Origin of the sequence: Tunicatimonas pelagia (genome assembly GCF_030506325.1) — a bacterium.
In the GTDB taxonomy this organism is placed as follows: Bacteria; Bacteroidota; Bacteroidia; order Cytophagales; family Cyclobacteriaceae; genus Tunicatimonas; species Tunicatimonas pelagia.
Genome location: NZ_CP120683.1, coordinates 572,707 through 587,667, shown reverse-complemented (window position 1 = coordinate 587,667; position 14,961 = coordinate 572,707). Strand labels below are relative to the sequence as shown.

The 14,961-nt window shown below is 44.2% G+C and carries 13 protein-coding genes; 8 read left to right on the top strand and 5 right to left on the bottom strand.

Going from position 1 to position 14,961, the window contains the following annotated elements:
* Window position 1: 1 nt before the first annotated feature.
* On the bottom strand, window positions 2–1,936 hold the full coding sequence (locus P0M28_RS02345) for a fumarate reductase/succinate dehydrogenase flavoprotein subunit (protein ID WP_302207826.1): 1,935 nt from the start codon (window positions 1,934–1,936) through the stop codon (window positions 2–4).
* Window positions 1,937–2,019: 83 nt separating this feature from the next.
* Entirely contained in the window at window positions 2,020–2,706 is a 687-nt protein-coding gene (locus tag P0M28_RS02340; RefSeq protein WP_302207825.1) for a succinate dehydrogenase cytochrome b subunit, read from the bottom strand.
* Between the two features lie 403 nt (window positions 2,707–3,109).
* Between P0M28_RS02340 and P0M28_RS02335 the strand changes: the two genes are divergently transcribed.
* Genes P0M28_RS02335 through fabD form a run of 3 tightly spaced genes read left to right on the top strand, consistent with a single transcriptional unit; the run spans window position 3,110 to window position 7,302 of the window.
* The gene (locus P0M28_RS02335; protein WP_302207824.1) at window positions 3,110–5,992 is read left to right on the top strand and encodes a T9SS type B sorting domain-containing protein; all 2,883 of its coding nucleotides are present in this window, start codon (window positions 3,110–3,112) and stop codon (window positions 5,990–5,992) included.
* Entirely contained in the window at window positions 5,973–6,401 is a 429-nt protein-coding gene (locus tag P0M28_RS02330) for a thiol-disulfide oxidoreductase DCC family protein (protein ID WP_302207823.1), read from the top strand. The genes P0M28_RS02335 and P0M28_RS02330 overlap by 20 nt, the downstream gene beginning before the upstream one ends.
* 19 nt (window positions 6,402–6,420) lie before the next feature.
* Window positions 6,421–7,302 (top strand): ACP S-malonyltransferase, encoded by an 882-nt coding sequence (gene fabD, locus P0M28_RS02325; protein ID WP_302207821.1) that lies wholly within the window; start codon window positions 6,421–6,423, stop codon window positions 7,300–7,302.
* A 9-nt stretch (window positions 7,303–7,311) separates the two neighbouring features.
* Here the strand turns inward: fabD and P0M28_RS02320 are convergent, their stop codons facing one another.
* From P0M28_RS02320 to P0M28_RS02310, 3 genes are all read right to left on the bottom strand, one after another.
* Complete coding sequence (locus tag P0M28_RS02320) at window positions 7,312–7,533, bottom strand: hypothetical protein (RefSeq protein WP_302207820.1); 222 nt, start codon at window positions 7,531–7,533, stop codon at window positions 7,312–7,314.
* Window positions 7,534–7,792: 259 nt separating this feature from the next.
* Window positions 7,793–8,077 (bottom strand): hypothetical protein, encoded by a 285-nt coding sequence (locus P0M28_RS02315; protein ID WP_302207819.1) that lies wholly within the window; start codon window positions 8,075–8,077, stop codon window positions 7,793–7,795.
* Window positions 8,078–8,296: 219 nt separating this feature from the next.
* Complete coding sequence (locus P0M28_RS02310) at window positions 8,297–11,293, bottom strand: CHAT domain-containing tetratricopeptide repeat protein (protein ID WP_302207818.1); 2,997 nt, start codon at window positions 11,291–11,293, stop codon at window positions 8,297–8,299.
* A 284-nt stretch (window positions 11,294–11,577) separates the two neighbouring features.
* On the opposite strand from P0M28_RS02310, the gene P0M28_RS02305 reads away from it, so the two are divergent.
* From P0M28_RS02305 to P0M28_RS02285, 5 genes are all read left to right on the top strand, one after another.
* A complete protein-coding gene (locus P0M28_RS02305) occupies window positions 11,578–12,765 on the top strand; it encodes a phosphoglycerate kinase (RefSeq protein ID WP_302207817.1) in 1,188 nt (395 codons plus the stop codon).
* 14 nt (window positions 12,766–12,779) lie between these two features.
* Window positions 12,780–13,112 carry a hypothetical protein gene (locus tag P0M28_RS02300; RefSeq protein WP_302207816.1) on the top strand — a complete coding sequence of 111 codons (333 nt, stop codon included), beginning with the start codon at window positions 12,780–12,782 and terminating at the stop codon, window positions 13,110–13,112.
* Between the two features lie 32 nt (window positions 13,113–13,144).
* Window positions 13,145–13,336 (top strand): hypothetical protein, encoded by a 192-nt coding sequence (locus P0M28_RS02295; protein ID WP_302203706.1) that lies wholly within the window; start codon window positions 13,145–13,147, stop codon window positions 13,334–13,336.
* A 68-nt stretch (window positions 13,337–13,404) separates the two neighbouring features.
* Entirely contained in the window at window positions 13,405–14,343 is a 939-nt protein-coding gene (locus P0M28_RS02290) for a hypothetical protein (protein ID WP_302203705.1), read from the top strand.
* Between the two features lie 219 nt (window positions 14,344–14,562).
* Window positions 14,563–14,961, top strand: a complete 399-nt coding sequence (locus tag P0M28_RS02285) for a hypothetical protein (RefSeq protein ID WP_302207814.1) — start codon at window positions 14,563–14,565, stop codon at window positions 14,959–14,961.

The window sequence follows — 14,961 nt, the reverse complement described above, 5'->3', positions numbered from 1 at the left end:
ATTATTTGTAACTTCGTTGGGTAAGTTTCACATTCTCAAATACTAAATCCTCTTTGTTCAGCTTGGCAGGTAAGTCTGTCCCCTGGTATTCCCAAGCAGCTACGTAAGAGAAATTCTCATCATCCCGTAGGGCTTCTCCTTCTGGCGTCTGGTACTCCTCGCGGAAGTGGCCTCCACAAGACTCTTCCCGATCCAATGCGTCTTCAATCATCAAGGCACCTAGCTCAATAAAATCTGAAACCCGATTGGCTTTTTCTAGTGTCTGGTTTAGCTCTTCGGCAGTACCCAGCACCTTCACGTCGTTCCAGAACTCATCTTTAATCTGCTTCACTTCTTCGCGAGCTTCCTTTAGTCCTTCAGCCGTTCGCGACATACCACATTTATCCCAGATCACCCGACCCAGCTTCTTGTGCAGTTGGTCAACAGTTTGAGAACCATTAATACTGATAATTTTATTCAATTTATCCTTCACGCCCGCTTCTGCTTCTTTAAAAGCATCGTGCGTTGCTGGGGTTTTTTCGTAAGACTGGTTAGCTAAGTGGTCACCGATGGTGTAGGGAAGCACAAAGTAGCCATCAGCTAAACCTTGCATCAGGGCACTAGCACCCAATCGGTTAGCTCCGTGGTCGGAGAAATTAGATTCACCAATAGAATACAGTCCGGGAACGGTGGTCATCAGGTTGTAATCTACCCACAAGCCACCCATGGTATAATGTACCGCCGGATAAATCATCATCGGCACTTGATACGGATTGTCGCCGGTAATCTTCTCGTACATTTCGAAGAGATTACCGTAGCGAGCGGAAATGGTATCTTGCCCATCGCGCTTAATAGCATCTCGGAAGTCTAGATACACCGCCAATCCGGTCTCAGCAACTCCGCGCCCTTCGTCGCACACGGCTTTGGCATTACGGGAAGCCACATCGCGTGGCACTAGGTTGCCGAATGACGGATACTTGCGCTCCAAGTAGTAATCCCGGTCTTCTTCAGCTAGCTCCCCTGCTTTTTTCTTTCCCTCTTGTATCGCCTTAGCATCTTCTACCGTTTTAGGTACCCATACTCGCCCATCGTTTCGCAGCGACTCCGACATAAGCGTTAGCTTGGATTGGTAATCGCCCGAAACCGGAATACAAGTAGGGTGAATCTGGGTAAAGCAAGGGTTAGCGAAATAAGCTCCTTTTTTGTAGGCGCGCCAAGCTGCCGTGGCGTTACAGCCCATAGCATTAGTTGACAGAAAAAATACGTTACCGTACCCTCCGGTAGCTAGTACCACCGCATGAGCCGAATGCGATTCAATCTCGCCAGTCAGCAAGTTTCGTACTACAATGCCCTTGGCTTCCCCATCAATGGTTACCACATCCAGCATTTCGGTACGCGGGTACATTTTAATTTTACCGCTGGCTACCTGTCGGCTCATGGCACTGTAGGCTCCCAGCAAAAGCTGCTGGCCGGTTTGGCCCCGGGCGTAAAAAGTTCGGGACACCTGAGCACCGCCAAACGAGCGGTTATCGAGTAACCCACCGTACTCCCGGGCAAAAGGTACGCCTTGGGCTACGGCTTGATCAATAATATTAACACTGACTTGCGACAACCGATAGACATTAGCCTCGCGAGAGCGGTAGTCGCCTCCTTTTACCGTATCATAAAATAAGCGGAAAACGCTGTCGCCATCATTTTGATAGTTCTTCGCTGCATTAATTCCTCCTTGCGCGGCAATACTGTGCGCTCGTCGGGCACTATCTTGAAAGCAAAACGATTTCACATTATAACCCAGTTCGGCTAGGGAAGCTGCCGCTGAGGCTCCTGCTAATCCAGTGCCGACTACAATAATATCGTACTTTCGCTTATTAGCCGGATTCACCAGCTTTAATCCAAACTTGTGTTTTGTCCATTGTTCGGCCAGAGGGCCAGTGGGTGTTTTTCCGTCTAAAACCATATCATCAAACTAGTTAATTCTAAAATATAAATTTTACCCTGTTAGCCTATCTATCATCAGCATCACAACATTAGGTTCATCATCTACGATAAGCTTTTGATAAATAGATAAATTGGCATGGAAGCAAACAACAGAGGCACTGCAATAGCAAACGCTAAACCCGCACTTTTAATAAACGGGGAGTATTTTTTATGCTGCAAGCCTAGCGTTTGGAAAGCACTCCAGAACCCATGCGCCAAGTGATAGCCTAAGCCAACCATTGCCAATACATAAATTAGCACGTACCACCACTGAGTAAAGGCTGCGGTTACAATAGAATATAAATCCTTTACTTCCGCACCATCAACCAGCATAGTAGGCACCTCACCAAACTTCATTTCGTACCAAAAAGAACGCATATGAATAATGAGAAAAATGAGAACAATTGTCCCTAAAACTCCCATATTTCGTGATTTCCAACTACTGTTTTGACTGGAGTTCGCTACGGAATAACCTACCGGACGAGCACTTTTATTACGTATGGATAGTACCAGTGCGTAAACTACGTGCAGAATAATACCGGAATACAGAATAATGGAGGCAGCTTTAATGAGGGGATTTGTGGTCATAAATTCGGCATAGAGATTAAATGCTTCTCCGCCATCGCTACGAAACAATAAAGTGTTACCTGATGCGTGTACAATTAAAAAGGTGATTAAGAATAGGCCGGTGAGTGCCATAATTACTTTTTTACCAATAGTGCTATTCAGGGCTTGGGAAAACCAACTCATAAAAAGTGATAGTTCAAACAGTAAACAATAATCTAAAACATTTAAAATTATACCAGGAATCGTTAGTAAGCAAAGTATTCCTCATCAGCTTTATTATTTTGAACGTTTCTAAACTGTGCTATATGCTGCCATGAGTATAACTATACTACAAATGGCTCAGTTCGCTTAAAACACAATTTGTTTAAGAAACTTGTTATTAAAAGTTAACAAAAAGTCACATAATCCTTCGGTTCATTTTACACCTGACATTCTTACCTTTACTGTGAATTGACCGCAATTATTCGTTTTTTTGTTCGTTATTAATCCAAATAGTACTATATTGAAAATAGTAAATTTTTTATATTTTTATTTATAATTATTTTTGTACTGAAAAAATCAGATTATTCATTTTAATGCAGGTGTCTTGAAAAAAATTTGCTTATTTCTGGCAATTATGGCTCTAGGGCTAATAGCGAGAGTAGATAGAGCGTGGGCTACCCATATCCGGGCCGGAGAGATTATTGTTGAGCGTCAGTCTTGTCAGAATGATTTATTTACTATTCGGATTATTGGTTACGAAGACACCGGATCGGAAGTAGAATTTGGTAACGGTATTCTGAATTTAGGTTTTGGTGATGATATAGATATAAATACTGCAAATGACTTCTTTACTCGGGAAGTAATTGACAACCAGAATTTGATCCGAGTAAGTGAGTTTGTGCTTACGAATGTTGCTTTTCCTGGCAATGGTGATTATATCATCAGCTTTCGTGAGCTTAACCGAAATGCCGATATCTTAAATATGACCAACTCGGTCAACACTCCGTTCTACATCGAAACAAAAATTTCTATTGATGCGGTTTTGTGCAACAGCTCGCCAGTTCTTACTAATCCGCCGATAGAAGGCGCGGTGGTAGGCCGTCGGTTTGTGCATAACCCTGGGGCAGTAGATCCTGACGGCGACAGCCTCTCTTACAAGCTGGTGGTGCCTAAGCAAGGTGGGCCGAGTAATACCTTTCCGGACGGTGAGCCAGTGAATGGCTACCAAGACCCGGATGTCTACGATCAGCAGACAGCTCCCGCAACGGCTACTACCCAAAATGACCCAGAATTGCCTTCAACCCTAACGCTTGATCCGGTAACGGGCGAGCTGGTGTGGGATGCTCCTGCCTTACAGGGGGATGTAGGTAGTAAAAATGAATATAACGTAGCCTTCATTATAGAGGAATGGCGACTCATAGATGGAACGTGGGAACTTCTGGGCTACGTAACCCGCGATATGCAAATTATCGTGGAAAATGCGGACAACGACCCACCTACGCTAGAAATTCCAGCAGATACCTGTATTGAAGCTGGTACTGTGTTGGAAGCCGTGGTTACCGGAACCGATCCCGATGGAGATAATATCGTGTTCTCTGGTTTTGGTGAAGTTTTCGAGATTTTAAATAGTCCCGCTACCTTTTCTCCTACTGATCCGCAATCTTCGCCCGGCCAGGGCAACTTTCGCTGGGAAACTAATTGTAACCATGTGCGAGCGGGGGCTTACCAAGTGAATTTCAAAGTGACGGATGTTGATCCGGCTACCGGGCCACCTCTAGCCGAATTTGGTATATGGAACGTTACGGTAGTAGCTCCGGCTCCGCAACTAATTTCTGCTCAGGCGGCTCCCGGACGGTCGGTTGACCTAGATTGGGAAGCTTACTCTTGCGGAAATGTAGATGACGTTCGTATTCAAATTTGGCGTAAGCCCGATAGTACTGATTTTGTGCCGGAAAATTGCCAAATCGGTATTCCTGATGGGTTGGGTTATGAATTGGTAGCGGAAGTGGATAAAAGTGTGGTCAGCTACCTCGATGAAGGTCTGGAACCGGGCGTGAATTACTGCTATCGTTTAGTTGCAGTATTCCCGGATGGTGCCGAAAGTTATGCCTCTGAAGAGTTTTGTGCCGAAATGCAAGTAGATGCCCCGGTAATTACCAATGTGAGCGTAACAGCTACCGATACCGATGCCGGAGTGATTGAAGTAGCCTGGCGTTCGCCCTTTGAAATTGATCAAGCATTGTTTCCACCTCCGTATACCTACCAGGTGGTAAGAGGAACAGGATTTGGCGAAAGTGGTTCCGAAGAAATTATTTCCGGTATTATTCCCGATACTTCATTTGTAGATACCGGATTGAATACCCTAAATGAGCCGTTCTATTATAAAATATATCTATACGATGCTAGTGGTGACCGGATTGACTCGTCGGCGGTGGCTTCTTCCGTACGATTAGAGCCTACTCCTTTAGTAGGAAGCATTACGTTAGACTGGCAAGCAAATGTACCGTGGTCCATTACTTCCACTGACTTTCCCTACCATTACATTTACCGCGATCGGGTTGACCCTGACGATCCGGGAAGATTTGTGCTGATTGATAGTATTGATGTGGTGGCGAACGGGTTGCAGTATACCGATGATGGCAGTATCACTGGTGGGCCTCTATCGGATGAACTGGAGTATTGCTACTACATTGTAACGCAGGGTAGCTATGGGAATGAAGCTTTAAACCCACCGTCGTTCATTAACTTATCACAGGTTGCTTGTGCTCAGCCCAATGATACTATTCCTCCCTGCGAACCACTAACGGTATCGATTCCGAATGGTACGGCGGAAGAATGTCAAAGCCAAGTAGCCAGTCAGCCCTGTGGATCAACGGACTTTTTTAATAGCATAGCGTGGGAAGCGAATATAGGAGAGGGCTGTGATAATGATGTGCGCTTCTACAATATTTATTTTTCCGCCATAGGTGAAGCCGATAGTACGTTTAATTTAGTGGGTACCAGTACCGATACGTTCTTTGAGCACACTGGTTTGCGCTCGCTGGCCGGATGTTATCGCATTTCTGCCGTGGACCGCTCTGGCAACGAGAGCACCCTAAGCCCCCCGATCTGCGTAGAGAATTGCCCGAAGTATGTACTGCCGAATGTGTTTACCCCTAATGGTGACGGCGACAATGATACTTTTCGTCCTTTAGGTCTGTCTACTCAGGCCGGAGCATCTACTACTGAAGAGTGTCCCCGATTTGTTAGCAGTGTTCGTATTCGTTTTTATAATCGATGGGGTAAGGAAGTATACGCTTTTGAGTCAGGTACTACAGAAAATTCCATAAACATTAACTGGAACGGGCGTACCGAAGCCGGAAACCTAGTATCCGCCGGAGTCTACTACTACGTAGCTGATGTAGAGTTTATTACGCTAGACCCAGCATTAAGCCAACAAACCATTAAAGGGTGGGTTCATATTATGTATGAGCCCGAAGACCTATAACTCAGCCACTTCCGATAAAATTATTGTTCTGTTTGACGGCGTGTGCAATCTTTGCAATCATGCCGTTAACTTTATCATTGATCGTGATCCGTCGCAGCGATTTTTGTTTTCTTCACTTCAGTCCGAAGCCGGGCGTGAACTACTGAAAAAGCACCAACTTGACGCCCAGTATCTGGATAGTTTAGTATTTATTCGGGGCGAGAAAGTATATCTGAAAAGTACTGCTGCGCTCCACATTGCCCGGCATTTATCGGGAATATGGCCTCTTTGCTACATCTTCATAGTAGTGCCCCCTGTTATTCGTGACTTTTTTTACGATATTGTAGCCCGCTTTCGTTATCGGGTCTTTGGCCGAAGTAACCACTGTCGGATTCCTACGCCCGAGTTGAAATCTCGATTTTTATTATAATCATAACCTACGTCTATTTATGAAACACGCTTACATTTTCCCGGGCCAAGGTGCCCAATTTCCAGGCATGGGAAAAGAGTTATTTGATCAGAACAGTCAAGCCCAAGAATTATTCCGTCAAGCTGATGAAACACTGGGGTTTTCTATATCAAAAATAATGTTTGAAGGCTCTGAAGAAGACTTAAAGCAGACAAAAGTAACCCAGCCAGCAATATTTGTCCATTCGGTAGTGCGAGCATTGGTTCAAGAGGATTTTTCCCCGGATATGGTTGCTGGTCACTCGTTAGGTGAATTCTCGGCATTAGTGGCAGGTCAGGTACTAAGTTTTACCGATGGTCTACGCTTGGTATCGCAGCGGGCTACAGCCATGCAAAAGGCCTGCGAACAGAATCCCTCTACTATGGCAGCCGTGTTGGGTTTAGAAGATGCTACTGTAGAAGACGTATGCCGATCTATTAAAGAAGAAGTAGTGCTCCCGGCTAATTATAACTCACCCGGTCAGATAGTAATTTCTGGTACTCACCGTGGTATTGAATTAGCAACAGAAGCTTTGAAGGAGGCTGGAGCCAAACGAGTTATTCCATTAGCGGTAGGAGGAGCGTTTCATTCTCCGCTTATGGAGCCGGCTTACAATGAGCTTGAACGGACAATTAACCAAACAGGCTTTAGTAAACCTATTTGCCCAATTTATCAGAATGTGACAGGTTTACCCGCTGTTGAGATAGAAGTAGTAAAAAATAACTTGATAGCGCAGCTTATGGCTCCGGTGCGATGGACACAATCAGTATCTAGTATGCTGAACGATGGAGCAACGCACTTCACAGAATGCGGGCCAGGTAGAGTATTACAAGGGCTTGTTAAGAAAGTAAGCCGGGAAGCAAAGGTAGACGGATTAAGCTAATACGCTTGCCTAGTTCATATTCTTCTTAGACTTATAGACGAGATAATCTTTAGAGAACGGGATATTAATTTTGTTGTGATCTACAGGAGTACTGTTCTTCTGGTGCTGATTAATCTGCTTATCAATTTCGCTGATAAACGATTTGATCCGAGTGATCTGCTCAGACAAAGATTTGTTGTACTCCTTCAGAGCCTCAATTAAATTAGTTGTCTTGTTATTACTATTCTCCATTTGGTTTTACTTTAAAAAAATGCGAAACGACACTTTTTATACACTTGTAATATTTTTATAAAAATAACAAAAAAAGCAAATAAATCCTAGATTTGTAATATTTAGTTACAAATTAATCCTGAATATACAAGTGAGGGAAGGGGTGAGCCTGAAATTCCTTTTCAGGCAGTAGAAACAGCTTTTTGGCAAAAATTATAATGCCTTGCTTATTATTCTGATTAAGGTAAAGGATAGTTATTACTTTAGCAAACTTTTTCTCTTAAATTAAGTTAAATGCAATTTTTTCCCATTCTTTGTTAAAAGTCTCACTAGAAATGGGACGACTGGCGCGATTGTACCAATACGCAGCATTGAATTTATCGCCTTCTACCCGATGGAGGTAAGCATGCACCCAAGCGCTATCAGCATCTGGCTCATCCTGAACCAATTCGTGAGCCTTGTGCCAATTACCCTTAGCAGCGTACCATAAAGCTTGCAGTGGTCGGTTTAAGTCTGGTGAGGGTTTTGGTTGGTGTAAACTAGCTTTGTACTCCTCTATATCCATTAAGCTGAAAAGATAGTAAGAAATAAGTGTAAATTTTTCTGTTGCCTGATGACATTTTATAATTTAGAGAAAACTAACAATAAATTATAACCTTAAAAAACTAACACCATGTTACATCCAGCATTCACTACGTGTACTATCCTTAAATCAGGAGGAGGGGACAAACCTAAACCTTCTCGACCTAAAGAAGAAGAAGATCGTGCATAACTGAAAAGCCAGCTACAACGCTGGCTTTTTTTTTCGTGTAAAACCTACCAAAAAATATCCTAATCCAATGAAGAGGGTAAGCAACCCTGCCAAATACGTATTCTGGTAGTGCACTATGGGGGCGAGTTTGCCCTGAAGTACAAAAGCAGCCCAATAGCTAGGGTGAGCCTGATACTTATTGGCTCGCTCAATAAATCGTAGTTTCGCGCTACGCAAAGACTGATCTATCCGGGTACCCTTGAACAGTGAGCGGTAAAATGTTGGCATAATTCGGGCGGTGAATGCATCATTTACCTTCCATAAACTCATAACTACCGAGGGGCATCCGGCGTAAGCAAACCCTCGGCCCATACTATACACTCCCTCGCCCTCTTCCCAACGTCCGGTGCCGGTTTCACAAGCACTAAGAACGGCTAGCTTAGTATCGGTTAGCTGTAAGTCATACAGTTCAAAGGAGTGAAGCTCGCCATCATTAATAGAGTCTGAGGTAGCCGGGAAGAATAAAATATTATTATTGGCATTAACAGAGTCAGCCAGACCGTGCAACGCCAAATGCAGCACCTGATAATTTTCGGCGTGGCGTTTGAAGTGGGTTTCACTAGCCTCGGCTCCCGCTAACAACTGAGCCGATGTAAGCCGTTCAATCGCTTTAATTTCTCGGAATGTTCCCGGCAATGCGACCAATCCAGCTCGTTCGGTGGCGATGGTGCGCGATAGCTGATGAGTAAAACCAAATGCTAGTAAACGAAGAAAAGCATTACTATTAGAAGCTGATTGCTTCGTCTGATTATTAAACAACACCTGTAAAGACGGAGAATACTGAACAGTGCTTTTTCTCAATAAATACGGGAATGTACGGTAATCAGGGTTGTTAGTCAGCGGTACATCTTTAGTAAGTAGGGCTTCAAAAGGAAGATAAGATAGGGGGCCATCTGGCACTAAAGTGAGGTGAGAAGACGGTGATTCGTTATTTGAAAAAGCGGGAGCTAAGCATGTTTGGTAGATGTAGGATGCTAGAGCTAAATATTCTTTGGTTTCTTGAGTATAGTTGTCGGGGGAGGGGCCTTGCTGCAATAGTTGTCGTAAGCGCTGAATAGATGTTACCAATTGATCGGAGATAGGCATTCGGTAGAACTGAGTTTCTCGCTGAGAAAACTTTAGCGCGTAAGCATATCGGGTGCCCCAGAAAAATTCTACAATATTTTGCTGCTGATCCGATAGTTTTTGCTGAATCTGACCCCAAGGTAGGGTAGGTGAGGCGTATTTCAGTTGCACGTAGCTTGGATAAGCCGAAGTTAACTTTTCTTGCAAATGGGTTTGACGACGGTGCAAACCAAAACGCTTTTCTTGTAATGAATCTAGTTTAGCCTGGTTCGGAATAGGCTGACGCCGCTCTTCGGTCATCTCATTCACCAACCGAGTCAGTTGCGCCTTAATTGTGCGTTCTTCTCGTTGTAAACTATCTGAAACGCCCAAGTTGCTACGAGCAGCCACATCACGTAATACATCCCATAAAATAACTGCTTTACTGCGCTCCATAAAATAAAGTCCTTGCTTAGCATAGGCTTCGTCTTTGGTGGCTTCATAGGCCAAGTAGCAACTGGCTACCGCCATCTCGTACGACGATTTTTGCTTCTCTAAAAGTTGAAGCTGGGAACTTTCGTACTCGTACGAAATACGGTGCAAGTGGATCAGAGAATCAGCCCTGGCAAACGTAGCAATTGCTAGCGTAAGGTCGGATAATTGCTTCTTTTGCTGGTAGCGTTGGTGAAGTAGTTCGGCTTTGGTGTTAAGTGCTACAAAAACTTGAGAGTAATCCTGTAGTAGATCCCAATGGGGGTTTACCCGTATTTCTTGGGCTGAGAACTTTGGTATTTCGGCAATAAGTGCTTGCTGCTGAAAGTGAAGGGCTGAGTCCAACTGCTGTTGCTCCTGATAATAAGAACAGAACCTCTCTAAAGTTCGGGCAATCTCAGGGTGGGTATTACCGTAAAAGCTTCGCTTTAGTAATAAAGCTTCCGAAAGGTAGGTGTGAGCCAAGGAAAAATTACCAAGCTGGGTGTACACATCTCCTAAATACTGATGGCTATCGGCTCGATCTGCCACACTACGCGGATAGTTATGGTTCACAGTAATCTGCTGGGCTTGTTGAAAATAGGGAATGGCCTGTTCGTATTTTCCCTGAGCGGAGAATAGTAAACCCAAATTATTGTAATATCGGGGAAGATCAGCGTTCATTTTTCCGCCCGACTCAATTCCTTGTTCAATAGCACTTTGATAGGCTGCAATTGCGGCCGGGTACTGCTGTAACTGATGATAAATAGTACCCAGCAACGAGTAGCACACCTCAAGGTTAATGCTTCGGGTTTTCTTAGCGATCTGCGTAGCCTGTAGAGCGTAGTCCAGAGCGGCATAAAGATCATCGCGCTGCTGATGCACGGCAGCCAGATTGTATAGTAGTAATAACAATGAGGTTTGAGAACCCTTCGATAGCGATTGTAGGTGGCGTAATGCTCTTTCGTAGAAGTCTTCTGCTTCTAGGTAGTTAGCGAAATAGTAGTTATGCTCATCGGCTATTCCTGTGTAGATCTTGACCAAAGAAAGCGTGTCAGGATTAAACAACAAAGCTCGTTCGTAGTGATAGATGGCCGACTCCGGTTGCACTTGACCGCTATAAATCCTTCCTAGCTCGTAGTGGGCTTTCACTCTTAGGGTACTATCGCGAGTACTTCGTATGGCATTAATTAAATTATCAGTGGCAACCGCCAGTTGATCCAGTCGGCGTTGTGCGTATCCTAGTTCGTAGTACGCCCAGGCTCGTTGGCGAGGTTCAGTATATTTTGCTAAGGCCTGTTCGGCCATGAGTGCCGCACTGTCAAATTGCTTCACGCGCGAGTATCGCTGGGCTTTCTTCACCAAACTATCAGGCAACATTAGTTGTGCCTGAGCAATCTGGGGAAGCAACCATAGGCTAAGTAGCAGGATTGTGTAGCGGATAATCGTATCCATTACTCAAAGATTGATAAAATATAGCATCATAGGAAATATACTATCGGAAATATCCCCACCTAAAAAAATACTTTTAGACTTTCGGTTGCGAGGTGTGGCCGGAAAGGCTTAATTTTGAAGGGAAACGAGGGGCAGCCAGCAGGGCGTAACGAATGATGAGTGATGATGATTGGCGAGTAATTGGGAGCCTGGATGTAATGACCAAAGTTCAAAGTTGCAGCTTATCAACAACATCAACAATTTAGCAATCAGCAATTTAACAATCGAACCAATCAACTTAACATATGAAAACTGTAGATGATATTAATTTTTCGGAAAAAAAGGCATTAGTCCGGGTAGATTTTAATGTACCGCTCAATAAAGAGTTTGCTATTACTGATGACACTCGGATGCGAGCGGCGGTGCCTACCATCAAGAAAATTCTTAATGACGGTGGATCGGCAATTCTAATGTCGCACTTAGGTCGCCCGAAGGAAGGGCCTGAAGAAAAGTTTTCTTTGAAACATTTGGTAGATCACCTTTCGGATTTACTGGGTGGTACACCCGTACATTTTGCCACCGACTGCGTAGGCGAAGAGGCTGAATCTAAAGCAAGTAGCTTACCCACAGGAGAAGTGCTGCTGTTAGAAAATACCCGTTTTCATAAAGGAGAAACTAAGGGCAATGAAGAGCTAGCTCAGCAAATGGCTAAACTGGGCGATGTATACGTAAATGATGCCTTTGGCTCCGCTCACCGTGCTCACGCTTCTACTACCGTAGTTGCCCAGCACTTTAGTGAGAAAGCCTGTGGCTACGTGATGCAAGCCGAGCTAGACAATGCTCAGAAACTGCTGGAAAGTGCTCAGCAGCCCTACGTGGCTATTATGGGTGGAGCGAAAATTTCCGATAAAATTGGAGTGATCGAAAATCTGCTGGATAAAGTGGACGACTTGATTATTGGTGGGGGAATGAGCTATACGTTTTTTAAGGCAATGGGGGGCAAGATCGGTAGCTCACTGGTGGAAGAAGATAAACTGGATTTAGCCAACGAACTGATTCAGCAGGCCAAGGCTAAGAATGTGCATTTACATCTACCCATTGATTCGGTAGTAGCCGATAAATTTGATAACGATGCCAACACTAAGGTAGCCAATAACCACGCTATTGAGGATGGTTGGATGGGACTGGATATTGGCCCGGAAGCCCAGGAAGTATTTGCCGACGTAATTGCTCGTAGCAAAACTATCCTCTGGAACGGCCCGATGGGCGTATTCGAGATGGAGAATTTTGCCCAAGGCACCAAACGAATTGCTGAAGCAGTAGTAGCCGCTACCAAAAACGGTGCGTTTTCCCTCATTGGTGGCGGAGATTCTGCTGCGGCAGTCAACACTCTCGGCTACGGCGACGATGTATCCTACGTTTCTACCGGCGGTGGTGCCTTATTAGAATATATGGAAGGAAAGGAGCTCCCCGGAGTGAAGGCTCTTAGTTAGATAGGTATATTCGGATGAATTTTGACCTGTCTCTTCTAGCTGATTATCTTACCATTATTGGGTTTATAGTGAGCATTGGTACGCTGGTGTTCACTATTTTTATTAATCGCAAAATATCACGTTTAAGAGAGAAAATATTCTTTGATGTTCGGGTACCAGACTTATTAAAGCAACTCGAGGCATTGAACTCTAACCTTTTGAATATATTGCAGGACTTTGAGCGGTCTAAGTGGAAACTGAAGCAAGATGTTAAGCAGCAGATAGTTATCATTGAAAGTATTCAGAAAAAGATCAACAAATCAGATACTAAAATAGTACATCAGACCGGGTGTAGGACACGATTGTAAAGATGTTTAAATTTGGAAAAAAGCTACCCGTTATGGAGAAAAAAGATCAAGTATTACAAGCAAGACTGATGGAACGCATAAAAGTCTGGCAGCAGAGCCAAGAAGGGCAAACTAGTGGATACGAGTATGAGCACAGTTTTTCGGAGATGATGCGCCATCTAGGGCAGGACATTCTGCAAGCTAGTACGGGGGAGGAGGCAAATGCCAGAAAAAAAAAGAAGTAGCCACCAGTTTTGGAAAAATATCCGTTCCCAAACACCATGTGTTAGCTCAACATACCCCCCACTTTAAAATGAGTGCGTATTTGCAGGAAGTAAGTTGCTGGATAGGCCAGCAGCAGGTCTTTGATAAAAGTAGTGAAGCGATAGGTAAGTTACTACATATCTCAGTGAGTGACAAACAAGTAGAACGGCTCTGCCACCACTACGGACAAATGCTGGAGGAGCAACAAATCCAGGCCCTGGAGCAGGGGGAAACACACCGTGTTGATGCAAAACAGCAGACAGCCATGCACTATGTCATGGTGGACGGAGCGCAATTCTTGTTTCGGGAACAGGGCTGGAAAGAAGCCAAACTAGGCCGGGTATTTCCAGCATGCTCTTTATTGGAAGAGAGCCCTCAACGAAACTGGATCAAAGAATCACTTTATGTGGCCCACTACGGGGGGCATCGGGGGTTTGAAGAGAAAATGCAGTACTATATGGATGAGTTGAGCGATGTGGTGATTGTCGCTGATGGTGCCTCTTGGATATGGAACTGGGCCGAGGCTATGTATCCTGGGCAGCGACAGATACTAGATTTCTACCATGCGATGGAACATTTAGGCCACTTTGCCACCGACTACTTTAAAAAACCGCCTCAAGCCAAAGCCTGGATTGAGCAGCAGAAAACCTGCTTGTTGTCCGATCAGGTAGAGCAGGTCATAAAAGTCATCGAGGGGTTGCCCCCTAGTCGGACCATTCCCACAGAGCAAGCCAGAGTAGCCTTGATAAAGTACTATCAGAAAAACCAGAAACGCATGATGTACGGCACTTTCCAAGAAGAAGGACTACTAATTGGTTCCGGCCCTATTGAAGCAGCACACCGACATGTGCTACAGCAACGTTTAAAACTATCTGGGCAGCGGTGGACCGTTACCGGTTTCCAAGCAGTCGCTAACTTGCGAGCTACCGAGAAAAGTCAGCGATGGCAAAAAGTCATCGACTTAGTGCAACAAAAGATAGCCGCTTAACATCCGTGTCCTACACCCCATCAGACCCTAAATAAGCTAGAATTGATAAAAAATGGCTATCTTGAAGATAGTAGTCGAGAAAAACGATCGCTTCTATCAATTTTAGAAGAAGTAGTAAGATGGTTCGTAGACAAGATGTTTTGGAATCTTACGAGAATACTTTAGCGTTAATAGTATACCTAAAAAATCTACTTGAAGACAGTAGCAAATTCGACCGTTATGTTTGATAGAGAGAAAGCCGGTAAAGCAGTAGTAAAGCTGATAAAAGAAACAATTGATGATCGGCTAAAATGGAGTGTAGTCAGTCAGAAGCTGAATATGTTAGAATCTAAGGTTGGTCTTGTTGTGGGTAGAGTATACACTACAGCATACCGAGAAAATTCATTCAGATTATATCAGTATCAGCCTGTGCAACACGAATACAGTTACGTTTCTTTCACTACGAAAAAGAGGAAGCAGGAAGTTATTATAAGATTAGAACTATTGGAGTCTACATCTGAGGAAGCACTTTGGACTTTTCCACCAGATACTGTTGGGTTGTCTGATTTATATAATACTGTTAGGCTCAAAACGACGAACATTGATAAAATCTTAGACGATATTCTCGCTGACGACTAA